This window comes from Stenotrophomonas sp. YJH_SMC_135 (genome assembly GCF_059372355.1).
This window is the reverse complement of sequence record NZ_JCAFVN010000002.1, coordinates 816,620-840,683: the sequence shown is the minus strand read 5'-3', so window position 1 is coordinate 840,683 and position 24,064 is coordinate 816,620. Positions and strand designations below refer to the sequence as shown.

Genomic DNA, 24,064 nt, shown 5'->3' with positions numbered 1-24,064 from the left:
CCGCGCCCAGGCCGTCGAGGACGGCTCAGGCGTAGGCGTCGGCGCCGAGTTCGGCGTTGGAATACACGTCCTGCACGTCGTCCAGGTCTTCCAGCATGTCCAGCAGCTTCTTGACCTGCAGGGCGACCTCGCCTTCGACCTTGATGTCGTTGTCGGCGCGGAAGGTGATCTCGGCGTGGTCGGCGACATGCCCGGCGGCGACCATTGCGTCCTTGACTGCGTTGAACGCGTCAGGGCTGGTGACCACGTCGATCGAGCCGTCATCGGGGTAGACCACGATGTCGTCGGCGCCGGCCTCGATGGCTGCTTCGGTGATGGCTTCCTCGTCGGCACCCGGGGCGAAGCTGAGCACGCCCAGGCGCTTGAACATGAAGGCCACCGATCCTTCGGTGCCCATGTTGCCGCCGCACTTGCTGAACGCATGGCGGACGTCGGCCACGGTGCGCACGCGGTTGTCGGTCAGGCAGTCGACGATCACGGCCACGCCACCCGGGGCATAGCCCTCGTAGCGGATTTCCTCGTAATCGACGCCTTCCAGTTCACCGGTGGCCTTCTTGATGGCGCGCTCGATCACGTCCTTGGACATGTTCACGGCCAGGCCCTTGTCCACCGCCACGCGCAGGCGCGGGTTGTTGTTGGGGTCGCCTCCACCGCCGCGCGCGGCAACGCCGATCTCGCGGATGATCTTGGTGAAAATCTTGCCGCGCTTCGCGTCGGACGCGTTCTTGCGGGCTTCGATGGAGGGGCCTCTACCCATGGGTGCTACCGTCTGGCTGCTTCAGGATCAAGGCGCGGATTCTACCTGATCGGGCGCTGCAACCGTGTCTAGGCCCGTATTGTTGTAGCGCCGGGCCAATGCTCGGCTCAATGGGCCCGACGGAATGCAGCCGAGCATGGGCTCGGCGCTACAAGGCGGCCCCGCCTCCCCTGCCCCTATGCCGCCGCCGCGTCGCGGCTGTGGTCGAAGTGGCCGTGGCGCAGGAAATGCGCGGTCTGCCGCGCGGCGTCGGGCGACACCACCAGGCCGCTGTGGCTGGTACGCACCACGCAATGGTCGGCCAGGCCCGGCAGGCGGGTCTCGGCCAGTGCCACGGTGCCGTCGGACGCATCGTCGATCGCGCCCAGCAGGCTGCCCAGCCCGTGCGGTACCGAACCGGCGATCAGGCCAACCTCGGCCTTGCCCTGCCAGTCCGGCAGGCCGTCCAGCAGCAGCTCGCTGCTGCGCCCCAGCGCCAGGCCCCAGCCATGATCGGACAACGAGCGCGCGGTACCACTGCCGCGCAGCGGCGAGCCCAGGCAGACCACGCGCTGCACTGGCAGCTGCGGATCGCGGCGCAGCGCCTCCAGTGCCAGCAGTCCGCCCAGGCTGTGACCGACCAGCGACAACGGCCCGGCGTCGGCCAGACGTTCCAGCAACTGCGGCACTGCCACATCGGGGCCACCGAACACCGAGGGATAGCCGAACGCGTGTACCTGGAAACCACGCGCGCGCAGGCGCCAGGCCAGTGGCCCGACCCAGGCACGGGCATTCCAGATGCCATGCAGCAGCAATACGGGGGGAGTCATGCAAACAGCCTGGCGGTCAGCGGGGCAGGAACGTGAGGTGATTGAACACGCGCGCGCGGCAAGCGGCGGTGAACGTCAGGCCGCGCGCGGCGCGCGGCGCAGGATGAATTCGAGGTCCTGGGTGTCGCCGACAGGGAACAGGTACTCGCCGGCCTTCTCGAAGCCGTAGCGGGCGTAGAAGCGCTGCGCGCCGAAGTTCTCCGACCACACGCCCAGCCACAACGTGCGCGGGCCTTCGTGTTCCAGCCAGGCCAGCGCGGTTTCCAGCAGGCGGCTGCCCCAGCCGCAGCTCTGCTGCGTCTTGACCAGGTACAGGCGCTTGAGTTCGCCGTCACCAGGTTTCACATCCGGATGCGGCAGGCCACAGGGGCCGGCGGCGGCATGGCCGACCGCCTCCCCATCCAGTTCCAGCAGCCACACCGCGTAATCGGGGTGGGACAGGATCACGCGCTGGCGCTCGACCGTGTAGGCCTCCTCGAGGAAGGCCTGCAGGTCCTGCGGCGGGTACAGATGGCCGAAGGTTTCAGTGAACGTGCGTGCGGCCAGCGCCGACAGGGTCGGCGCGTCGTCCACAGTGGCGCGGCGGATCGAATACATGCAGGAAGTTGACGTCAGGGCGAAGCGCGGGTCAAGCCTTTCCAGGCGATTCCGATTCCGCTTCTTCTTCCTCGCCCTCTTCCTCGTATTCCTCTTCGTCCTCGTCCTCTTCTTCCTCGCCTTCCTCGTCCTCGTCGTACTCTTCTTCCTCTTCGTCGTCCTCGTAGTCCTCGACGCCGAAGTCTTCACCGTCCCAACGGCCTTCGCCGTCGGCGACGAAGGTCAGGGCCATCGCGGCCGGATTGGTACCGACGCGGACCAGCCACCCCCCGAACACGCGTGCACGCTCGGTGACCAGGGTGGCCTCGGAGCCTTCATTGCCCAGCTTTTCCCACTCCAGCGAAAACGCAAACTCGGTCATTGCCTGGATCTCCTGATCAGTTGGTCTTGGGGCGAACCTGGATGTGCACTTCGGCCAGCTGCGCGTCGACGATCGGCGACGGCGCGTCGGTCATCAGATCCTGTGCACCGGTGGTCTTCGGGAACGGGATGACGTCGCGGATCGACTCGGTTCCGGCCATCAGCGCGGCGATGCGGTCGATGCCGAAGGCGATGCCACCGTGCGGCGGCGCGCCGTAGTTCAGCGCGTCGAGCAGGAAGCCGAACTTGGCGCGGGCCTCTTCGGCACCGATGCCCAGCAGCTCGAACACCGCGCTCTGCATGTCCGGACGGTGGATACGGATCGAACCGCCGCCAATTTCATTGCCGTTGAGCACCATGTCGTAACCGCGCGAGACGGCGGTACGGGCATTGGCGCGCAGGTCGGCGATGTCGTCCACGGCCGGTGCGGTGAAGGGGTGATGCAGGGCGACGTAGCGCTGTTCTTCCTCGTCCCACTCGAACATCGGGAAGTCGGTGACCCACAGCGGTGCCCAGCCGTCGGCGACCAGGCCAAAGTCCTTGCCGGCCTTCAGGCGCAGCGCGCCCATGAAGTCGGAGACCTTGTTGTAGCCACCGGCACCGAAGAACACGATATCGCCGTTGCCGGCACCGACATGGGCCACCAGCGCGGCGAAGTGCTCTTCGCTGAAGAACTTCTGGATCGGCGAGCTGACTTCGCCGTTGTCGGCGATCTTGATGTAGGCCAGGCCCTTGGCGCCGTACTTGGCGGCATGCGCGGCGTACTCGTCGATCTGCTTGCGGCTCAGCGACGCGCCGCCCGGGATGCGCAGCGCGGCGACGCGGCCTTCGGCATCGTTGGCCGGGCCGGTGAACACGGGGAACTCGCTGTCCTTGACCAGTTCAGCCACGTCGACCAGTTCCAGCGCGATGCGCAGATCCGGCTTGTCCGAACCATAGCGACGCATCGCCTCGGCCCAGGTCATGCGCGGGAAGCTGGCATCCAGCTCGACATCGACCACTTCCTTGAAGATGGCGCGGATCATGTCCTCGACGAAGTCCTGCACATCGCGTTCGCGGACGAAGGCGAACTCCATGTCCAGCTGGGTGAATTCCAGCTGGCGGTCGGCACGCAGGGCCTCGTCGCGGAAGCAGCGCGCGATCTGGTAGTAGCGGTCGAACCCGGCCACCATCAGGATCTGCTTGAACAGCTGCGGGCTCTGCGGCAGGGCGTAGAACTCGCCCGGATGCATGCGCGCCGGCACCAGGAAGTCGCGCGCGCCTTCCGGAGTGGCCTTGGTCAGGATCGGGGTCTCGATGTCCTGGAAGCCCTTTTCGTCCAGGTGGCGGCGCAGCGCCTGCACCAGCTTGATGCGGGTGCGCTGCATGCGCTGCATTTCGGGGCGGCGCAGGTCCAGGTAGCGGTACTTCAGGCGGGTTTCCTCGCCCGGGTTCTCGTGGGCGTGGAACGGCAGCGGGGCGGCCTTGTTCAGCACGGTGATGGCGGTGGCGATCACTTCCACCTTGCCGGTGCGCATCTTGTCGTTCACCGCGTGGCGGGCGCGCACGACGCCCTCCACCTGCAGCACGTCCTCATAGCCCAGCGACGCGGCCACGGCGAACACGTCGGCGTTGTCGACCTCCACGGTCACCTGCACGATGCCTTCATGATCGCGGAGATCGATGAAGCAGACGCCGCCCTGGTTACGGGCCACGTCGGTCCAGCCGGCGAGGGTGACAGTCTGGCCAATCAGGGTCTCGTCGACCAGGCCGCAGAAGTGGGTACGCATGGGGGGAAGCTCCGCTGGAGAACGCCGGCACCGGATGGGGGCCGGAAAGCCTCGTATTCTGCGGCCGAGGCCCCGGCCGGGGCAAATCCGGGCAGTCACGCCGGCTTGATCGCCCCGGTCCCTATAGTCGGGCACCTGCCACCGTATGGGATGCCGCCATGAAATCGTTGTCCCTGGCCAGCCTGGCCGTGACCCTGAGCACTCTGGCCGTGCTCGCCCTGCCCTCTGCTCCGGCCGCTGCGCAGGACGGGGTAATCCGCTGCGAAAGCCAGAACAACCGTGAACGTGTCTGCAGCACCGGCTGGCGCAATGCGCAGCTGGTCCGCCAGCTGTCCGGCAGCGCCTGCGACGAGGGCCGCACCTGGGGCAGCCGCAATGGCAGCATCTGGGTCAGCAATGGCTGCCGCGCCGAGTTCGTTGAAGCCCGCGGCGGCTGGGGCGGTGGCAATGGCGGTGGCTGGGGCGGCAACAACGGCCGTCCCGGCGAAACCATCCGCTGCGAGAGCCAGAGCAACCGTGAGCGCAGCTGCCCGGTCGGCTGGCGCAACGCCCGCCTGGTCCGCCAGCTGTCCGGCAGCCCCTGCGATGAAGGCCGCACCTGGGGCGTGCGCAACGGCGCGGTCTGGGTCAGCAACGGCTGCCGCGCCGAGTTCGCCGAGGCCCGCGGCTGGGGCGGCGGCGGTGGCTGGGGCGGCGGCAACAGCAATTATTCGATCACCTGCAGCAGCAACAACAACCGCACGCAGAACTGCGACTGGGATGAGCGCCAGGGCCGGCCGGTGCTGCAGCAGCAGCTGTCCGGCAGTGCCTGCCAGGAAGGCCGCAGCTGGGGCTATGCACGCGGCCAGGTGTGGGTGAGCAACGGCTGCCGCGCACGCTTCAGCGCGCGCTGAGCCCCGGGGTCGGATCCTTGGCCGACGGCCAGGGCTCTGACCCGTGGGTTCATGCAGTGACCGGGTCGGACCCTCCGCAGGAGGGATCCGACCCGAAGATCAGGGTGCTGGCGCCTTCTCGTCGCCCCACGGTGCGGGCGGCAGCTCGACCGGCTTGCTCAGGTCGAACTTCACGCGGAAACGGCGGCCTTCCGGGCGCGTCAGTTCGTAGACGAAAGTCTGGTCGGGGTCGATCTCCATCGCCCAGGTGTTGTGCGTGGAGGCCAGCATGTCGGCACGACGGAACATCGCCACCGAATCGGAGTCGGCTGGGAACCGCTGGCGCTCGGCGGTGCCCGGTGGCGTGCTGTCGCCGCCATAGAGGGTGATCGCGTCGGGGCTACCGTCTTCGTGGCGATGATCGTGTTTCAGGCGCAGGCCGTTTCCGGTGCGGGTCAGCACCCAGGTGCGCGAATGGTCATCCCCCACATGGAAGGGAATCCGCAGTTCATGGGCGGGGTCGGCACAGCCGCGCACATGCATGACCAGGCGCTGGCCGGCGAACGGGTCCTTGCCGGTCGGTGCCGGCGTGTCCTCCACCACCCGGCCCTCATAGGCCTGGCCGCAATGCGCGGCGATGGCAGCCATGAAGGCATCGGCCGGTGCGGTCGCCAGATCATGCGCGACCGTATCGGAACGCTGCGAGCAGGCAGCGAGGCTGAGCAGGAGGGCGGAAGCGGTGACAACGGCAGGCAGTTTCATGCCCCAACCCTAACGGCCATGGCCGACGGGCGCAAACCGCGCGCGGCAACCGGTCAGCGTTCGGCGATGTGAGGTTCCGGCCGCGTCTCGGTGGCCGCTACCGGCGCGGACTCGCCCTCGCCCGCCGGCTCCTGCTCCACCGGATCGACGTCGAAGGGTGTGCGGAACACCAGCGACGGCAACAGTGTGGTCAGTGCGGCGTACAGCAGCAGCGCGCCGAACAGCACCGCCGGAATCTGGAAACGCTCGCGCATGATCGCCGCCAGCACCAGGGTGAAGATCAGGGTCGGGGCCAGCGCCAGCGAGACGCGCAGGCTGCTGCGGAAGCTCTCGCCGAACATCACCCGGCGCTGCAGCCAGACCACGCCGATGCGCAGCGGCAGCACCACCAGGGTGATCACGATGCCCAGCCCCAGCGCCTCGAAACTGAGGGCTTCGCTGGGCACCTTGGTGCCGGCATTGAAGAAATAGAATGGCACGAAGAACGAGGCGAACAGGCGCAGCGCGTGCAGGTTCTCGTGCGAGGCCAGCAGCGGCATGCGCTGGTGCAGCAGGCGCGCGACCAGGCCGGCGATGAACGCGCCCACGAGGTAATACACGCCCAGCAGATAGGTGATGTACGCCGCCACCATGCCGACCATCACCAGCAGCGAGAACTCCGAGCCCGGCGCGTGCGGCGCCACCCAGCGGCCCAGCGCAATGAACAGCAGCGGCAGGCCGATCATCATCGCCAGCAGGGCCAGGCTGGACAGCGCCATGTGGCCCGGGTCGCCGGCCTGCAGCACGATGAACAACGCCGCCAGCGCCAGCAGTTCGCCGGCGATGGCCTTGCTGGTGACCCAGAACCTCTCGTCCTCGCTCAGGCCCAGCCGCGACAGCGAATCCATGATGAAGCCGGTGGAGGGCGTCAGCAGCGCCAGCGCCAGCAGCCCAGCGGCCTGCCATGGCAGCCCCGCATAGCGCCAGGCCAGCCAGCCCACGCCGAACAGCGTGCCGGTACGGATCACCAGGTGCGCCAGCAGCGGCCACATGCCACGCCGCAGCGCCTGCAGATCCACTTCCAGGCCCGCGAACAGGAACAGCGAGGAAATGCCCAGCGTGGCCAGCAGGCCGATCACCGCGTCGTGTGCCTGGTCGGCCAGCCAGAGCATGCCGATGATGCCGAACAGCAGGCAGGTCAACGGCGCCGGCAGGCTGAAGCGCTGCAGTGCGCGCGGGATCACCAGCAGCGCGAAGATCAGCAGCAGGTAGATCAACTCATGGCTCATCGGGGTCTTCCGTGGGGTTCGAACGCGCGCAGGATGCGCGCGCCCGACCGATCCGGCAAGCCGTTTCTGGATGACTCCCGGTTACCTCATCCGATCATCGCATCGGCCAGCGCCCCCACCCGTGCAAGCACTGCTGCGCGCTGGTCGTCATCGACCGATGCGCCCTGCAGATAGGCGGTGACCACCCACGCGGTGCCGCCCGCATGCGGCCACAGCACGGCGATGTCGTTGCGCGTGTCATCACCGTTGCTGCCGGTCTTGTCCCCCACCCGCCAGCGCTTGCCCAGCCCGGCGCGCAGGCAGGCATCGCCGGTCTGGTTGTCGATGAGCCAATCGGCGAACTGCCGGCGCGATGCAGGCTGCAGGCCATTGCCCACCGCGAAGCGGGCCAGGCTGGTGGCCATCGCGGCCGGGCTGGTGGTATCGCGCGGGTCTCCCTTCGCGAACAGATTCACGTCCGGCTCGTTGCGGTCATTGCGGGTAATGCTGTCGCCCTGCCCGCGCAGGAATGCCGTCAGCGCCGACGGCCCGCCCACCACCTCCAGCAGCAGGTTGGCCGCCGTGTTGTCGCTGGTGGTCAGCGTGCCCCGGCACAGGTCGCGCACGGTCAGATCCTTGCCCACGTGGCGGCGCGCCACCGGAGCGTAGGACAGCAGATCCTTCCCGGCGATGGGCACACGGGTGTCGAGCGAAACGCGGCCTGCATCGGCAAGGCTCAGCACATGGGCGACCAGCATCGACTTGAACGTGCTGCACATCGGGAAGCGCTCATCCTGCCGATGCCCGCCGATGCGACGGCCGTTGCCGGTGTTCAGCACGGTGACGCCCAGGCGGCCACCGCTGGCTTTCTCCAGCGCGGCGAAATCGGCGGCGCCGGCAATGGCGGCGTTCGCGGCGGGTATGCCAGACGAGGCGGAAACCGGTTGCGCCAGCGCCGGGGCAAACAGCGAGGACGCAACGGCAGCACCACTGAACTGCAGGAATCGGCGACGGGCGAGCATAGGGGTTCTCCTGGTGACCGCTCGATTATTGGCGCCTCCCCTGCGACCGACCAGCGCGAAAAATCAGGGCAAGCCATAAGTTGAACTCATGCCTGACGCGATCAAATGTTTGAGATTTACGAAATTCCTCATTGAACGGGTAGGATCAGCCATCACCCTGGCTCACGGCTCTCCGATGCTGCACCCCACCCTGCCACTGAACGCGCTGCGCGCCTTCGAGGCCGCCGCCCGCCACCAGAACTTCACCCGTGCCGCGCTGGAGCTGTGTGTCAGCCAGGCCGCACTGAGCCACCAGATCCGTGGGCTGGAGGACCGGCTCGGCATCCGCCTGTTCCATCGCCTCCCGCGCGGCGTGGCGCTCACCGATGAAGGCGCGGCCCTGTATCCGGTGCTCAACGAATCGTTCGAGCGCATCTCCGCCAGCATCGCGCGTTACACCGGCGGACCTGCGCGTGAAGTGCTGACCCTGGGAGTGGTCGGCACCTTCGCCACCGGCTGGCTGCTGCCACGGTTGGCCGCGTTCGAGGCAGCGCACCCGGACATCGAGCTGCGCCTGCAGACCCACAACAACCGCATCGACCTGGCCGGCGAAGGGCTGGACCTGGCGATCCGCTTTGGTGATGGCGACTGGCAGGGCCAGGCGTGCACGGCGATCCTCGACGCGCCGTTTGCACCGCTGTGCGCACCGGCGCTGGCGCGGCGGCTGAAGCAACCGCGCGACCTCGCCACACTGCCGTTGTTGCGTTCCTACCGCAGCGACGAATGGCCGCGCTGGTTGCAGGCGGCCGGGGTGAGCGGCGTGGAAGCCCGCGGGCCGGTGTTCGATTCCTCACTGACGGTGGCGATGGCCGCCGCCGGGGGCGCCGGCGTGGCCTTGCTGCCCTTGTGCATGTTCGAGCAGGAACTGGCCGAAGGCCGCCTGCTGCAGCCCTTCGGCACCACCTTGGAGCTGGGCCGCTACTGGTTGACGCGGCTGCGCTCGCGCGCCGAGCGCGAACCGGCCAAGCGGTTCCGCGAATGGCTGCAGGCGCAGGGCACGTAACAAAAAAGGGGACGGAGGGAATTAAGTCGTTTGTGGCACAAACGACTTAATTCCCTCCGTCCCCTTTTTTGCGTGATCAGGACTCCAGCAGCTCCATCCACGCCGCTTCGGCTTTCTCCAGCTGCGCGGCGGTGGTTTCGCGGTCGCGGCCGATCACCGCCATGCGGGCGGCATCGGCATAGTTGGCCGGGTCGGCCAGCTGGCGGTCGAGCTCGGCCAGCGCGCCCTCCAGTTCGGCCACCTTGGCCTCGGCGGCGGCCAGCTTGTGCGGGTTCACCGGCTTCTTCTGCACCACCTGCGCCACCGGCGCGGTCTTGACCACCACCGGTTCTTCCACCTGCTCCATGCGTGCCTTGGTGCCCTGCGCCTGCGGGCGGGTGCGCAGCCACGCGGCGTAGGCATCCAGGTCGCCATCGAACGGCTCGACCACGCCATCGGCCACGCGCCAGTAGGTATCGCAGACCAGGCCGATCAGGTGGCGGTCATGCGAGACCATCACGATCGCGCCTTCGAAGGTGGCCAGCGCTTCGGCCAGCGCTTCACGCATTTCCAGGTCAAGGTGGTTGGTCGGTTCGTCCAGCAGCAGCACGTTCGGCTGCTGCCAGGCGATCAGCGCCAGCGCCAGGCGGGCGCGTTCGCCACCGGAGAACCCATCGACCGGCTCGAATGCACGGTCGCCCGGGAAGTTCCACTTGCCGAGGAAATCGCGGAAGGACTGGTTCGGTGCGTCCGGGGCGATCTCGCGGAAGTGCTCCATCGGCGACTGGCCTTCGTGCAGCGACTCCACCGTGTGCTGGGCGAAGTAGCCGATCTTCAGGTCCGGATGCGCCATGCGCTCGCCAATGATCGGCGCCAGCTCGCCCACCAGGGTCTTCACCAGGGTGGTCTTACCGGCACCGTTCGGGCCGAGCAGGCCGATGCGCTGGCCCGCTTCCAGGCCAAAACCGACGTTATGCAGGATCACCGCGTCCTTGCCGTAGCCGGCCTCGACGTGGTTCAGGCGGATCAGCGAGAACGGCAGCTTGGCCGGCGGCGCGAACTCGATGCGGAACTCACGCTCGGCGCGCACCGCTTCGGTGCCGGCCAGCTTGGCCAGGCGCTTCATGCGGCTCTGCGCCTGCGCGGCCTTGCTGGCCTGCGCCTTGAAGCGGTCGATGAAGCTCTGCAGGTGGGCGCGCTCGGCCTGTTCCTTCTCGTGCGCGATCTGCTGCTGGCGCAGCTGTTCGGCGCGCTGGCGCTCGAAATCGGTGTAGCCGCCCGGGTAGAGCTTGGCGCCGCCACCATGCAGGTGCAGGGTGTGGGTGGCCACGTTGTCGAGGAACTCGCGGTCATGCGAGATCAGCAGCAGGGTACCCGGGTACTTCAGCAGCCACTGTTCCAGCCAGTACACCGCGTCCAGATCCAGGTGGTTGGTCGGTTCGTCCAGCAGCAGCAGGTCGCTGGGCATCATCAGCGCGCGTGCCAGGTTCAGGCGCACGCGCCAGCCGCCGGAGAACGAGGACACCGCACGGTGGTGCGTCTCGGCAGGGAAACCGAGGCCGTGCAGCAGCTTGCCGGCGCGCGCTTCGGCGTCGTAGGCGTTGAGCTCGGCCATCTTCGTGTGTGCCTCGGCCACCGCTTCCCAGTCTTCGCGGGCGGTCGCGTCGGCCTCGGCGGCCAGCACCGCGGCCACCTCGAGGTCGCCGCCGAGCACGAAGCTCAGCGCCGGGTCGGGCAGCGACGGGGTTTCCTGGGCCACGCTGGCGATGCGCACCTTGCCGGGCAGGTCGACGTCACCCTTGTCCGCCTCCAGCTCGCCCTTCACCGCCGCGAACAGGCTGGACTTGCCAGCACCGTTGCGACCGACCACACCCACCCGGTAACCGGCATGCAGGGTCAGGTCGACATTGGACAACAGCAGCCGCTCGCCGCGGCGCAAGGCGAAATTACGAAGGGAGATCATCGGGGGAGGGGTCCATATAACCGGATGGAATGTGCTGGTGAGCACTGTTCCTGCGACGCAATTCTAGCGTTAACGAATACTTGACGCGTCCCGGGATGCGCAGTGGCCGACGTTCCTCTCTCCCACGTCCCCGCCGCGCGCGTCCCGGGGTCCCTTCCTGCCAGCGCTGATCCGGGCTAAATGGTTGCTGCTGCAACGTTTTTTCTGACGCCTGGCATTTGACAGGCACTGAATATCCCGTTAATTGCTGTATTGCGCACCGCAACAACCGCCGTCCGCCTCACGCTCGTGATGTCGATTCCGGTGCCGCCCCCGCCAACCGGAGCCCATCCCGATGACCCGCAAGACCCGCCTGATCGCCGCCGCCGTCGCTGTCGCACTCGGTGGCTCTCCGTTCGTCGCCGCTGCACAGCAGGCCGGCACCGCCGCCAACACCCTGGACACGGTGATCGTCACCGGCACCCGCGTGGCCGACCGCACGGTCGCCGAATCGCAGTCGCCGATCGACATCATCACCCCCGAAGTGCTGCAGTCCACCGGTACCAGTGAACTGGCCACCGCGCTGTCGCGCGCCCTGCCCTCGCTGAACTTCCCGCGCCCGGCGCTGACCGACGGCACCAGCGGCGTGCGCCCGGCGCAGCTGCGCGGCCTGTCGCCGGACCAGGTGCTGGTGCTGGTCAACGGCAAGCGCCGCCACACCTCGGCGCTGATCAACGTCAACGGCAGCATCGGCCGTGGCTCGTCGGCGGTGGACATCAACGCGATCCCGATCGCCGCGATCGAGCGCGTGGAAGTGCTGCGCGACGGTGCCTCGGCGCAGTACGGCTCGGACGCCATCGCCGGCGTCATCAACATCGTGCTCAAGGGCAGCGGCCGTGGCGGCAGCCTGGCAGTGGACTACGGCCAGTACTCGGCCGGCGACGGCAACAAGTACCAGCTGTCCGGCGACACCGGCGTCGAGTTCGGCAACGGCCGCGGCCGCGTGCACGTGGCCGGCCAGATCAGCCAGCAGGACGAGAGCAACCGCGCCGGCCCGTACCGCGGCACCACGCCGAACACCGGCAACTTCCCCAGCATCGGCCAGAAGACCTTCATCGTCGGCGACCCGCGCGTGGATGCCACCGCGGCCTCGGCCAACGCCAGCTTCGACTTCAGCGACCACGTGACCGGCTACGCCAGCGCGCTGCTCAGCAACCGCGACATCACCTCGTTCGCGTTCTACCGTTCGCGCAACCACAGCGGGCAGAGCGCGCTGCTGGCGCAGACCTACCCGGACGGCTACGTGCCGGAGATCAACCAGTATTCCAAGGACCGCTCGCTGGTGGCCGGGGTCAAGGGCAACACCGACAACGGCTGGACCTGGGACCTGAGCCTGAATCACGGCGAGAACACCCTGGACTTCCACACCCGCAACAGCATCAACTACAGCCTCGGCGCAACCAGCCCGCGCTCGTTCTACGACGGCACGCTGAAGTACCAGCAGGACATCTTCAATGCCGACCTGACCAAGTCGCTGGACTGGGGCCTGGCCTACCCGGTCACGCTGTCCTTCGGTGGTGAGTACCGCAAGGAAAAGTGGGACCAGAACCCGGGCGAACTGAACTCGTACACCGGCAGCGGCGCGCAGGGCTTCGCGGGCTTCACCCCGACCAATGAAGTGCATGCCGACCGCCACAACTACGCGGTCTATGCTGGCCTGGAAGCGGACCTGACCGAGAAGTTCTCGGCCGGCATCACCGGCCGCTACGAGGACTACTCGGACTTCGGCGACCGCTTCTCGGGCAAGCTGTCGGCGCGCTACGCGTTCACCGACAAGGTGGCGCTGCGGGCCACCGCCTCCAGTGGTTTCCGCGCGCCCTCGCTGGCGCAGCAGGGCTACCAGGCGGTGACCAGCCAGTTCCTCAATGGCGTATTCGTCGAGCGCGGCACCTTCCCGACCACCAGCCAGGCCGCGCAGGCGCTGGGCGCCTCGCCGCTGAAGGCCGAGACCTCCACCTCCTACAGCCTGGGCCTGGTGCTGCAGCCGGTCGACCGCCTGTACATCACCGTCGATGCCTACCAGATCGACATCGATGACCGCATCGCGCTGTCGTCCAGCATCACCACCAATGCCGCGACCAGCGCGCTGCTGGGCACCCTGGGCCTGCCGCAGGTAACCGCGTTCTCCTACTTCACCAACGGCCTGGATACGCGCACCCGCGGTGTCGACTTCGTCTCCAGCTACACGGTGCCGTTCAGCGCCAGCAGCCTGGAGCTGACCGCGGCGTACAGCTACAACGACACCGAAGTGCGCCGCGTTGGCGGCACCCCGCCGGTGTTCGGCACGCTGGGCCTGACCCAGTCGCTGATCGGCCGTGATGAGATCGGTCGCATCGAGGACAGCTACCCGCGCGACAAGGCGATCCTGAGCGGCACCTGGCGTTCGGACCACTGGGAGCTGGGCCTGGCCGCCACCCGCTACGGCAAATTCACCGTGCGCAACTCGGCCACCGCGCTGCGTGACCAGACCTACGGCGACGCCTGGGTGGTGGATGCCTCGGCCAGCTACAAGCCCAGCAGCAACTGGACCCTGACCGTGGGTGCCGACAACCTGCTGGACAAGTACCCGGACCGCACCGAGGACCTGCAGAACTCCACCTTCGGCATGCTGCCGTACAGCAACTATTCGCCGTTCGGCTTCAACGGCGCGTATGTGTACGGGCGGATCAAGTACACCTGGTAAGGGGTAGTGCCGGCCGCTGGCCGGCATACCCGGGCCGCGTCTGGAGGAGAGCCCCTTCTTGTTGAAGGGGCGCGCCGAAGGCGGGGGTTGAGGAGAAATGCGTGGGCAAATCCGCCGGCCACGGCACGTGGACGGCGGGTTTGCCGTATCTGGCCGCTTCGGTGAAAATCGGGGTATCCCCCTGCTTTCTGCGAGTGCCGATGCACCATGACACCGACCTGATCAACATCGTTGCCGTTGGCCTGGGGCTCGCCTTCATCTTCGGCGCGCTGGCCAACAAGCTCCGCTTGTCTCCCCTGGTCGGTTACCTGGTTGCTGGCATCTGCGTAGGCCCGTTCACCCCCGGCTTCGTCGCCGACCAGGCGCTGGCCAACCAGCTGGCCGAACTGGGCGTCATGCTGCTGATGTTCGGCGTCGGCCTGCACTTCTCGCTGAAGGACCTGATGGCGGTCAAGGCGATCGCCATTCCCGGCGCCATCGGCCAGATCGCGGTGGCCACCCTGCTCGGCTGGGGCGTGGCCTCGCTGATGGGCTGGCCGGCCATCCATGGCGTCATCTTCGGTTTCTCGCTGGCCACCGCCAGTACCGTGGTGCTGCTGCGGGCGATGGAGGAACGCCGCCTGCTGGAAACGATGCGCGGCAAGATCGCGGTCGGCTGGCTGATCGTGGAAGACCTGGCCTGTGTGCTGGCGCTGGTGATGATGCCGGTGATGGCCGGTGTGTTCGGTCCTGACGCGGCCAAGGAATCGCACTCGCTCGGCAGCGTGCTGGCCGACATCGGCTGGACCTTCGTGCAGCTGGGCCTGTTCGTGGCGGTGATGCTGGTGGTCGGTCGGCGGGTCATCCCGTGGATCCTCGAGCGCATCGCCGGTACCGGTTCGCGTGAGCTGTTCACCCTGTCGGTGCTGGCGATCGCGCTGGGCGTGGCGTTCGGCTCGGCGATGCTGTTCGGCGTCTCGTTCGCGCTGGGCGCGTTCTTCGCCGGCATGCTGCTCAACGAATCGGAGCTGAGCCACAAGGCCGCGCATGATTCGTTGCCGCTGCGCGATGCGTTCGCGGTGCTGTTCTTTGTGTCGGTCGGCATGCTGTTCGACCCCAACATCCTCGTCCAGCATCCGTGGCAGGTGCTGGCCACCGTCGCCATCATCATGTTCGGCAAGTCGGCGGCGGCATTCTTCATCGTGCGTGCGTTCGGCCACCCGACCAGCACCGCGCTGACCATCTCGGCCAGCCTGGCGCAGATCGGCGAGTTCGCCTTCATCATCGCCGGCCTCGGCGTGGCGCTGCAGATCCTGCCGAAGGAAGGCCAGTCGCTGGTGCTGGCCGGCGCGCTGGTGTCGATCATGCTCAACCCGCTGGTGTTCGGCCTGCTGGACCGTTGGCAGGCCAAGCAGGAGCAGTCTCCGCAGGTACCCGAGCCGCCCGAAGCGATCGGCCCGTCGCGCGACCTGCATGACCACGCCATCGTGATCGGTTACGGCCGCGTCGGCAGCGAACTGGCGCAGGTGCTGCGCGACCGTGGCGTGCCGGTGCTGGTGATCGATGACAACAAGGAACACGTCGAGCAGGCACATGCCAAGGGCCTGGCGGCGATCCGCGGCAGTGCCGCCGCCGACCGGGTGCTGGCCGAGGCCCATCCGGAGCGCGCCAAGATCGCGGTGCTGGCGATTCCGCAGCCGCTGGAAGCCGGTGAGGCGCTGGCCAAGCTGCGGGCGATCAATCCGGACCTGACCCTGCTGGCGCGCGCGCACAGCGATGCCGAGGTGAAGCATCTGCTGGAGCACGGCGCCGATGGCACGGTGATGGCCGAGCGCGAGCTGGCGTATTCGCTGGCGGAGATGATCATGTCCACGCCGCCGTACCGGAATCTGGGGCAGCAGAGCATTCCGGTGGTGTGAGGGGTGTGCGTGCGGCAGGGCTGCGCCCTGCACCTGCCGAAGCGGCGGCAACGGCGAAAGCAAAGGCTGGCATTGCGTGGGATGGCGGGGTGGGTCCGGTTGCGGGGGCCGCTGCAAGTACGTCCATGTAAGCTCGGTCGCCGCATCCATGCGGCTCACGCCCCCGCAACCGGACCCATCCCGCCTTCGACAGATTCCGGCGATCTGTCGGAACGGCGTTCTGCTCTGGTGGGTGTCGACCTTGGTCGACACGGCGGCGCGCGGGGTCAGATCCGTTTTCCACAGGAAAACGGATCTGACCCCGGAAACAAAAAAATCCCCGGTCGACCCGCATCGACCGGGGATCTGGATCGCCACGTTGCCACGCCTTGGAGAGGCAGTTCCACCGTAACCCATCGCGGTGCCGGCGGTGATCGCCTGTGGCGATGACGACCAAGCGCGCAGCTATCAGGCGCCGGCCAGGGCCTGTTCCAGGTCCGAGCGCAGGTCGCCGATGTGTTCGATGCCGATCGACAGCCGCACGGTGTCCTCGCTGACACCGGCCTTGGCCAGCTCCGCTGCATCCAGCTGGCGATGCGTGGTCGAAGCCGGATGGGTGGCCAGTGACTTCGCATCCCCCAGGTTGACCAGGCGGGTGAACAGCTTCAGCGCATCGAGGAAGCGGGCGCCGGCCTCGCGCCCACCGGGCAGACCGAAGGTCAGTACGCCCGAGCCGTGTCCACCCAGATAGCGCTGCGCGGCGGCATGCTCGGGGTCGTCGGCCAGTCCGGCGTAGCGCACCCAGGCGACCTTGGCATGCGCCTTCAGGAACTGCGCAACGGCCAGCGCATTGGCATTGATGCGTTCCATGCGCAGGGCCAGGGTCTCGATGCCCTGCAGGATCAGGAACGCGTTGAACGGCGACAACGCAGCGCCCGTATTGCGCAGCGGCACCACCCGCGCGCGGCCGATGTAGGCCGCTGGCCCCAGGGCTTCGGTATAGACCACGCCGTGGTAACTGGGGTCGGGCTGGTTGAGCCGTGCGAAGCGTTGGGGCTGTGCGGTCCAGTCGAAGCGGCCGGAATCGATGATCGCGCCGCCCAGGCTGTTGCCGTGTCCCCCGAGGTATTTGGTCAGCGAATGCACCACGATGTCGGCGCCGTGCTCGAACGGGCGCAGCAGGAACGGCGTGGCCACGGTGTTGTCGACGATCAGCGGCACGCCCGCGGCATGCGCGACCTCGGCGATCGCAGCGATGTCGGTGACATTGCCGCGCGGGTTGCCGATCGATTCGACGAACACCGCCTTGGTGCGGTCGTCGATCAGCGCGGCGAACGCGGCCGGGTCGGCCGGATCGGCAAAGCGCGCCTGGATGCCGTACTGCGGCAGCGTGTGCGCCAGCAGGTTGAGGCTGCCACCGTAGAGCGCACTGGAGGCGACGATGTTGTCGCCGGCCTCGGCGATGGTCTGGATGGCATAGGTGATCGCGGCCTGCCCCGAGGCCAGCGCCAGCGCGCCGATGCCGCCTTCCAGCGCGGCCAGGCGCTGCTCCAGCACGTCGGTGGTGGGGTTCATGATGCGCGTGTAGATGTTGCCCGGAACCTTCAGGTCGAACAGGTCGGCGCCGTGCTGGGTGTCATCGAAGGCATACGCCACGGTCTGGTAGATCGGCACCGCCACCGCGCGGGTGGTCGGGTCGGGACGGTAACCGCCGTGCACGGCCAGGGTTTCCAGTTGCCACTGCGGGTCGCTCATTGCACCAGGCTCCATCCGGGGAAACCGCCACCATAGGCCAGCCGGGGCCGCCCGCTGAAAGCCGCTGGCGATGACGTCCGTACCCGCGGTTATCAGGTTGGCCGCGATTCAGGCAGTCGTCGTGGGGCATTGCTAGGCTGCGCCGCCGGGCGCTCCTGCCTGGGAACGGAGGCCCCACGCATGCAGCCATCCCCCTGGACTCCCCCTGCCAGCAGTTCGCCCACGTCGGTCCTGCTGGTGGAGGACGACCGTCGCCTGGCCGAACTGGTCAGCGACTATCTCCACGAACATGGCTTCACCGTGCAGCACGTGGCACGCGGCGACCTCGCCAGCGCCGCCTGCCGCCAGCATGCGCCGGAGCTGGTGGTGCTGGACCTGATGCTGCCCGGCCTGGGGGGCATCGATGTGTGCCGGCAGATCCGCAGCTTCTCCGATGTGCCGATCCTGATGTTGACCGCCTGTGAGGACGACATCGAGCAGGTGCTGGGCCTGGAATCGGGTGCCGATGACTATGTGCACAAGCCGATCGAGCCACGCCTGCTGCTGGCCCGCCTGCGCGCCCTGCTGCGCCGCCGCCACGGCAGCAGCAACACCGGCACGCCCAGCCGGCTGATGCATGGTGAGCTGCTGATCGATCGCATGCAGCGCGAGGTGCACCTGCACGGCCAGCCGGTCGAGCTGGGCACCACGGAATTCGAGATCCTGTGGCTGCTGGCCAGCCAGCCGGGGCAGATCCTGTCGCGCGACCAGATCCTGCAGGCGGTGCGCGGCATCGGCTTCGACGGTCTGGACCGCAGCGTCGACGTCTGCATCGGCAAGCTGCGCCGCAAGCTCGGCGACGATGCGCGCGAACCGCGGCGGATCAAGACCGTGTGGGGGCGCGGCTACCAGTTCAATCCTGCGGCCTGGTCGGAATGAAGCGGCTGTTCCTGTGGCTGTGGTTCATCACCGGCGCCTGCTTCCTGGTGTCGGTGTTCTTTCTCAACCACATCCTGGATGGCATCTACACGCCCGTGCAGGATCGCGTGTTCGTGCAGCAGGTGCGCGGGCAGGTGTACGCCCTGCGCAGTGGCCTGGCCGGCCTGGACGCCGTCCAGCAGCGTGAGCGCCTGCAACAGTGGCAGCCACACTACGGCATCGCCCTGACCCTGCTCGACAAACCTCCCGCGCTCGACGCGCAGGAACAGGAGGCCGTGAAGGCCGATGGCTTCGTCGTGCGCGATCAGTACCAGCAGGTGCTGCTGCCCATCGACGGCATCGGCGGCCGCTGGCTGCACCTGCGCCTGCCCGGCGCGGTGCAGATGACGACGTACATGACCATCGCCGCCTACCTCAGCATCCTGCTGCTGGTGGGCGCCAGCCTGTATGCCTGGGTGCGCCTGCTCTGGCGCGACCTGGAAGCACTGCGCCGGCACGCCGACCGCATCGGTTCCGGCGACCTGCAGGCACGTGCGCAGGTTTCGCCCCGCTCGCAGATCCGGGTCATCGTCGAACACTCCAACCGCATGGCGGCACGCGTGGCCGAACTGGTGCAGCGCCAGCGCGACCTGACCCATGCCATTTCGCACGAACTGCGCACGCCTATCGCGCGGGTGGCCTTCGGCCTGGACCTGATGCAGGACAGCGATGACCGCGAACGCCGCGAACGGCTGGCGCAGGGCCTGCACGGCGACCTGGCCGAGCTCAACCGGCTGGTCAGCGAACTGCTGGCCTACGAACGGCTGGAGCATCCCAGCGAGGGCGAACCGATGCAGCGCATCGAAGCCAACGACTGGCTGCAGGCCTGCCTGGCCGATGCCCGCCGCGATGCCGAACGTGCCGGCATTGTCCTGCGCGTGCAGCCCAGCGCGTTGCCGCGAGTGGATGCCGAGCCACGCCTGTTGCAGCTGGCGCTGAGCAACCTGGTCGGCAATGCGCTGCGCCACGCGCGTTCGCAGGTGGAGGTCTCGCTGGTCGGTATCAGCGGCCGCGCCTGCCTGCGCGTGGACGATGACGGCCCGGGCATCGCCGAAGCCGATCGGGAGAAGGTGATGCGCCCGTTCACCCGCCTGGACGACAGCCGCAGCCGCGATACCGGCGGCTTCGGCCTGGGCCTGGCCATTGTCGGCCGCATTGCAGCCCGCCACGGCGGCGAGCTGCGCATCAGTCGCGCCACGCTGGGCGGCGCGCGCCTGGAAATGCACTGGCCGCTGGCTGCCAGCTGAACGCCCAAGGGCGCGATTACAGTTGATTACAACTCCCGCACAACTGCGGACGGATCGGTCGCCGGCATATCGCCACGCTGGCAACCCTGCAGCACTCGCCGGATGCGCGCGCTGCTTTCCTCCCATTGCCGAGAGTTTCCATGTCCCAGCTTCGCCGTTCCCCCGCCCTGCTCTGCCTGGCCGTGTTGCCGCTGTTCGCCGCCCCGATCGCCCACGCCAAGGATGACCACTGGACCTTCGAGCTCGCCGCCGGTGGCGGCGTGGCACCGCGCTACAGCGGCAGCGAGGAGTATCGTGCGACGCCGTCGCTGTCCTTTGATGTCACCTCGCCGGGGGGATGGTTTCTGGGCACCAGTGGCATCGGCTGGGGCACCTCCCTCGGCGAGCACACGCGCGTGCGTGCCTATGTCGGCGCCAGCGGCATCCGCAAGGACAAGGACTCGCTGCTGGGCGGTTCGGACTTCCTGCGCGGCATGGGTGATATCGATACCCGTCCCCTGGTCGGCGTCTCGGCTGGTTATACGCTGGGCGAAGCCGTGCTGAGCGGCTCCTGGCAGTTCACCCGCAAGGACGAGGATAAGGCCGAGAACGGCCTGGCCACCCAGCAGATCCATCTGAACCTGAGCATGCCGCTGTTCGACCTGGCCGGTGGCGTGGTCAGCGGCAGTGTTTCCACCGACTACGGCAACCGCGGCTACATGCAGACCTGGTACGGCGTCAGCCCGGAACAGGCCAAACGCACGGGCTTCGCCGAGCACAAGCCGAAGGCCGGCCTGGTCAGTGCCGGTGTCGGCCTGAAGTGGAGCCACCGCGTGGGCCGCAACGGCAACTGGTACATCTCGGCCGAAGGCACGCGCCTGCTCGGCGATGCGGCCAACAGCCCGATCGTGCAGAAGGCAAACCAGTTCGGGCTGATGAGCGGTTACACCCACCGCTTCTGATGCATGAAGGGCGCCGCTGGGCGCCCTTTCCCTCTGCGGTCAGCGGCAGGCCGGTGCGTCGCCGTTGCCGCACAACCCGACCTCGCGCAGCCAGCCGATCCACTGCACGACGTCCTCCTTCTCCGGCTCGGAGCGGAACGACTTCTGCACGGTGTGGAAGCCCTGCCTGCCCTGCACGCCCTTGATCCAGGTGAACTCGGGCTTGCCTGTCCCCGGATTCCGCGGGCAGCTGAGCATCAGCAGGGCGAAGGGCCGTCCCCCTTCTTCACCTTCGCGGATCCAGTGGCTCTGCGCCGCCGGACAGGCGATGCGCCACCCCGCCTCGATGATGCCGAGGAACTCACGCGGACTCACATGGCCACTGTTCGGCGCATCGTTGACGGTGACCATGTCGGTCCAGTCGTGCACGGTCTGGCCCTGTGGCACGTACTCGGTGATGCGGTTGCCTTGCGCGTCGGTGCTCTGGTGGGCCTGCTGGTAGCCCTTCATCGGCGGCAGCTGTACCTGTTCGGCGGCCGCGGCGTGTCCACAAACAGCAGCCACCGCCAGCGTCATGCAGAGTGAAGCCCTGCGGGCAACGTCCATGCGGTTCTCCTCATCCTTGCGAAAGTGAAACAGGACCATCGTGCGCTGCCAAGGCTCGGATGGCGCCCCAGCCATGGCTGGGGCGCCACCGGTTCAAGCCTTGGCGAACACCAGGCGACCACCGTCGTTGCCGACTTCGATGGTATCGCCGTTGACGAAGGCGCCGGACAGGATCTGCTGCGCCAGCGGGTTTTCCAGCTGCGACTGGATCGCACGCTTCAACGGGCGCGCGCCGTACACCGGATCGAAGCCGACGTTGCCGAGCAGGTCGAACGCCGCATCGGAGACCGCCAGCTTCAACCCGCGCTCGGCCAGCCGCTTCTCAAGCCCGCGCATCTGGATGCGCGCGATCTGCTTGATCTGCTGCTTGTCCAGCGGGTGGAACACCACGATGTCGTCCAGGCGGTTGATGAACTCCGGACGGAAGTGCGCCTGCACCACGCCCATCACCGCTGCCTTCATCTGCGTGTAGGCCTCCGGGCTGTCGTCGGCGCTCATGTCCTGGATCTGGTGCGAGCCCAGGTTCGAGGTCATCACGATGACGGTATTGCGGAAGTCCACGGTGCGGCCCTGGCCATCGGTCAGGCGGCCATCGTCCAGCACCTGCAGCAGGATGTTGAACACATCCGGATGCGCCTTCTCCACTTCGTCCAGCAGGATCAGCGAATACGGGCGACGGCGCACCGCCTCGGTCAGGTAGCCGCCTTCCTCGTAGCCCACGTAACCCGGGGGGGCGCCGATCAGGCGGGCGACGCTGTGCTTCTCCATGAATTCGCTCATGTCGATGCGGATCATCGCGTCGGCGCTGTCGAACAGGAATTCGGCCAGCGACTTGCACAGCTCGGTCTTGCCGACGCCGGTCGGGCCGAGGAACAGGAACGAGCCGGCCGGACGGTTCGGATCGGACAGGCCTGCACGCGAACGGCGCACGGCGTCGGAGACGACCTTGATCGCTTCCTCCTGGCCGACCACACGGTTGTGCAGCACTTCTTCCATGCGCAGCAGCTTGTCGCGCTCGCCTTCGAGCATCTTGTTGACCGGAATGCCGGTCCAGCGCGACACGACCTCGGCGATCTCCTCGTCGGTGACCCGGTCCTGCACCAGCTTGAAGTCCTTGTGCTCGGCTTCCTGGGCCGCGGCCAGCTGCTTTTCCAGCTGCGGCAACAGGCCGTACTGGATCTCGCTCATCTTGGCGAAATCCTGGCGGCGCTGCGCGGCTTCCAGTTCCAGCTTGGCCTGCTCGACCTGCTCCTTGATCTTGGTGGCGCCCTGCAGCGCAGCCTTCTCCGACTTCCAGATTTCATTGAGGTCGGAGAACTCGCGCTCCAGCCCGTCGATGTCGTTCTCCAGGTCGGCCAGCCGCTGCCGCGAGGCTTCGTCCTTTTCCTTCTTCAGCATCTCGCGCTGGATCTTCAGCTGGATCACCCGGCGTTCCAGACGATCCAGCTCCTCCGGCTTGGAGTCGATCTCCATGCGCAGGCGCGAGGCAGCCTCGTCCATCAGGTCGATGGCCTTGTCCGGCAGCTGGCGATCGGTGATGTAGCGGTTGGACAGCGTGGCGGCGGCCACGATGGCCGGGTCGGTGATCTCCACCCCGTGGTGCACGGCGTACTTTTCCTTCAGCCCGCGCAGGATCGCGATGGTGTCCTCCACCGACGGCTCACCGACGAAGACTTTCTGGAAGCGGCGCTCCAGCGCAGCGTCCTTCTCGATGTACTTGCGGTATTCGTCCAGCGTGGTCGCACCGATGCAATGCAGCTCGCCGCGTGCCAGCGCCGGCTTCAGCATGTTGCCGGCATCCATCGCGCCGTCGGCCTTGCCCGCGCCGACCATGGTGTGCAGTTCATCGATGAACAGGATGATCTGGCCTTCGTTCTTGGCCAGGTCGTTGAGTACACCCTTCAGTCGCTCCTCGAATTCGCCGCGGAACTTGGCCCCGGCGATCAGCGCGCCCATGTCCAGCGACAGCACGCGCTTGCCGCGCAGGCCCTCGGGTACTTCGTCGTTGATGATGCGCTGGGCCAGCCCTTCCACGATCGCGGTCTTGCCCACGCCGGGTTCGCCGATCAGCACCGGGTTGTTCTTGGTCCGGCGCTGCAGCACCTGGATGGTGCGGCGGATTTCCTCGTCACGGCCGATCACCGGGTCGAGCTTGCCGCTCTCGGCCCGCGCGGTCAGGTCGATGGTGTACTTCTCCAGCGCCTGCCGCTGCTCCTCGGCATTCTCCGACTGCACGTTCTCGCCGCCACGCAGCTTGTCAATCGCCGCCTGCAGGCGCGTCTTGTCGGCACCGGCGGCGCGCAGCGCCATGCCCAGCGTGCCGCCATCGTCCAGCGCCGCCAGCACGAACCACTCGCTGGCAATGAAGGCGTCCCCGTGCTGCTGCGCCAGCTTGTCGGTCTGGTTCAGCAGGCGCCCCAGATCGTTGCCCATCGAGACGTTGCCGGCCTGGCCGGATACCTTCGGCAGTGCGTCCAGCGCCTCGGTCAGGCGCTCGCGCAGCACCGGCACGTTCACCCCGGCCTGGGCCAGCAGCGGGCGCGTGCTGCCACCCTGCTGGTCCAGCAACGCGCTGAACAGGTGAACCGGTTCGATGATGCTGTTGTCGCGGCCCACGGCCAACGACTGTGCGTCTGCCAGCGCCTGCTGGAAACGCGAGGTGAGCTTGTCCATCCGCATTGCGAATCCTCATCGGTCATCAGGGCCGGCCTGGGCCGGCAATGCTGCAAAGATGCGGTTGCCCCACCCGGTTTCAAGGGTGGCTGCGACTGCACCCCGGGGCCAGTCAGCCTGCGGCCAGC

General features: G+C 67.6%; 19 protein-coding genes. 7 read left to right on the top strand and 12 right to left on the bottom strand.

Annotated elements, in window-relative coordinates; genetic code table 11:
• Positions 1-25: 25 nt before the first annotated feature.
• The 5 genes from AC5P98_RS10320 to aspS form a co-directional block, all read right to left on the bottom strand.
• Entirely contained in the window at positions 26-757 is a 732-nt protein-coding gene (locus AC5P98_RS10320) for a YebC/PmpR family DNA-binding transcriptional regulator (RefSeq protein WP_014648165.1), read from the bottom strand.
• A 176-nt stretch (positions 758-933) separates the two neighbouring features.
• The gene (locus AC5P98_RS10315; RefSeq protein ID WP_032958946.1) at positions 934-1,566 is read right to left on the bottom strand and encodes an esterase/lipase family protein; all 633 of its coding nucleotides are present in this window, start codon (positions 1,564-1,566) and stop codon (positions 934-936) included.
• A 75-nt stretch (positions 1,567-1,641) separates the two neighbouring features.
• On the bottom strand, positions 1,642-2,163 hold the full coding sequence (locus AC5P98_RS10310; RefSeq protein WP_014648167.1) for a GNAT family N-acetyltransferase: 522 nt from the start codon (positions 2,161-2,163) through the stop codon (positions 1,642-1,644).
• Positions 2,164-2,194: 31 nt separating this feature from the next.
• Positions 2,195-2,524, bottom strand: a complete 330-nt coding sequence (locus AC5P98_RS10305; protein ID WP_049406171.1) for a hypothetical protein — start codon at positions 2,522-2,524, stop codon at positions 2,195-2,197.
• A 16-nt stretch (positions 2,525-2,540) separates the two neighbouring features.
• Positions 2,541-4,292, bottom strand: a complete 1,752-nt coding sequence (aspS, locus tag AC5P98_RS10300) for an aspartate--tRNA ligase (RefSeq protein ID WP_032958943.1) — start codon at positions 4,290-4,292, stop codon at positions 2,541-2,543.
• A gap of 158 nt (positions 4,293-4,450) precedes the next feature.
• On the opposite strand from aspS, the gene AC5P98_RS10295 reads away from it, so the two are divergent.
• A complete protein-coding gene (locus AC5P98_RS10295) occupies positions 4,451-5,185 on the top strand; it encodes a DUF3011 domain-containing protein (protein ID WP_032958942.1) in 735 nt (244 codons plus the stop codon).
• A 99-nt stretch (positions 5,186-5,284) separates the two neighbouring features.
• Here the strand turns inward: AC5P98_RS10295 and AC5P98_RS10290 are convergent, their stop codons facing one another.
• The 3 genes from AC5P98_RS10290 to blaL2 form a co-directional block, all read right to left on the bottom strand.
• Positions 5,285-5,926, bottom strand: a complete 642-nt coding sequence (locus AC5P98_RS10290; RefSeq protein ID WP_049406173.1) for a hypothetical protein — start codon at positions 5,924-5,926, stop codon at positions 5,285-5,287.
• 53 nt (positions 5,927-5,979) lie between these two features.
• On the bottom strand, positions 5,980-7,194 hold the full coding sequence (locus AC5P98_RS10285; RefSeq protein ID WP_049406174.1) for a cation:proton antiporter: 1,215 nt from the start codon (positions 7,192-7,194) through the stop codon (positions 5,980-5,982).
• A gap of 86 nt (positions 7,195-7,280) precedes the next feature.
• Entirely contained in the window at positions 7,281-8,195 is a 915-nt protein-coding gene (blaL2, locus tag AC5P98_RS10280) for a L2 family extended-spectrum class A beta-lactamase (protein WP_049406179.1), read from the bottom strand.
• Positions 8,196-8,370: 175 nt separating this feature from the next.
• On the opposite strand from blaL2, the gene ampR reads away from it, so the two are divergent.
• Positions 8,371-9,237 carry a LysR family transcriptional regulator AmpR gene (gene ampR / locus AC5P98_RS10275; protein ID WP_014648174.1) on the top strand — a complete coding sequence of 289 codons (867 nt, stop codon included), beginning with the start codon at positions 8,371-8,373 and terminating at the stop codon, positions 9,235-9,237.
• A 76-nt stretch (positions 9,238-9,313) separates the two neighbouring features.
• Here the strand turns inward: ampR and AC5P98_RS10270 are convergent, their stop codons facing one another.
• Complete coding sequence (locus AC5P98_RS10270) at positions 9,314-11,179, bottom strand: ABC-F family ATP-binding cassette domain-containing protein (RefSeq protein WP_049406023.1); 1,866 nt, start codon at positions 11,177-11,179, stop codon at positions 9,314-9,316.
• Between the two features lie 334 nt (positions 11,180-11,513).
• On the opposite strand from AC5P98_RS10270, the gene AC5P98_RS10265 reads away from it, so the two are divergent.
• Both AC5P98_RS10265 and ybaL read left to right on the top strand, forming a co-directional pair.
• The gene (locus tag AC5P98_RS10265; RefSeq protein ID WP_049419016.1) at positions 11,514-13,901 is read left to right on the top strand and encodes a TonB-dependent receptor plug domain-containing protein; all 2,388 of its coding nucleotides are present in this window, start codon (positions 11,514-11,516) and stop codon (positions 13,899-13,901) included.
• 200 nt (positions 13,902-14,101) lie between these two features.
• Entirely contained in the window at positions 14,102-15,799 is a 1,698-nt protein-coding gene (gene ybaL, locus AC5P98_RS10260) for a YbaL family putative K(+) efflux transporter (protein WP_049405954.1), read from the top strand.
• Between the two features lie 447 nt (positions 15,800-16,246).
• Here the strand turns inward: ybaL and AC5P98_RS10255 are convergent, their stop codons facing one another.
• The gene (locus AC5P98_RS10255) at positions 16,247-17,533 is read right to left on the bottom strand and encodes an O-acetylhomoserine aminocarboxypropyltransferase/cysteine synthase family protein (RefSeq protein WP_049407032.1); all 1,287 of its coding nucleotides are present in this window, start codon (positions 17,531-17,533) and stop codon (positions 16,247-16,249) included.
• A gap of 180 nt (positions 17,534-17,713) precedes the next feature.
• Here AC5P98_RS10255 and AC5P98_RS10250 point away from each other — a divergent pair, with 180 nt between their 5' ends.
• From AC5P98_RS10250 to AC5P98_RS10240, 3 genes are all read left to right on the top strand, one after another.
• The gene (locus AC5P98_RS10250) at positions 17,714-18,451 is read left to right on the top strand and encodes a winged helix-turn-helix domain-containing protein (protein ID WP_049407034.1); all 738 of its coding nucleotides are present in this window, start codon (positions 17,714-17,716) and stop codon (positions 18,449-18,451) included.
• Complete coding sequence (locus AC5P98_RS10245) at positions 18,448-19,737, top strand: ATP-binding protein (RefSeq protein WP_049407037.1); 1,290 nt, start codon at positions 18,448-18,450, stop codon at positions 19,735-19,737. Before AC5P98_RS10250 ends, AC5P98_RS10245 begins: the two co-directional genes overlap by 4 nt.
• Positions 19,738-19,877: 140 nt before the next feature.
• Complete coding sequence (locus tag AC5P98_RS10240; protein WP_100450495.1) at positions 19,878-20,678, top strand: MipA/OmpV family protein; 801 nt, start codon at positions 19,878-19,880, stop codon at positions 20,676-20,678.
• 39 nt (positions 20,679-20,717) lie between these two features.
• On the opposite strand, the gene AC5P98_RS10235 is transcribed toward AC5P98_RS10240, so the two are convergent.
• Entirely contained in the window at positions 20,718-21,263 is a 546-nt protein-coding gene (locus tag AC5P98_RS10235) for a hypothetical protein (RefSeq protein ID WP_234413077.1), read from the bottom strand.
• Positions 21,264-21,356: 93 nt separating this feature from the next.
• The gene (gene clpB, locus AC5P98_RS10230; RefSeq protein WP_012481080.1) at positions 21,357-23,942 is read right to left on the bottom strand and encodes an ATP-dependent chaperone ClpB; all 2,586 of its coding nucleotides are present in this window, start codon (positions 23,940-23,942) and stop codon (positions 21,357-21,359) included.
• Positions 23,943-24,064: the final 122 nt, after the last annotated feature.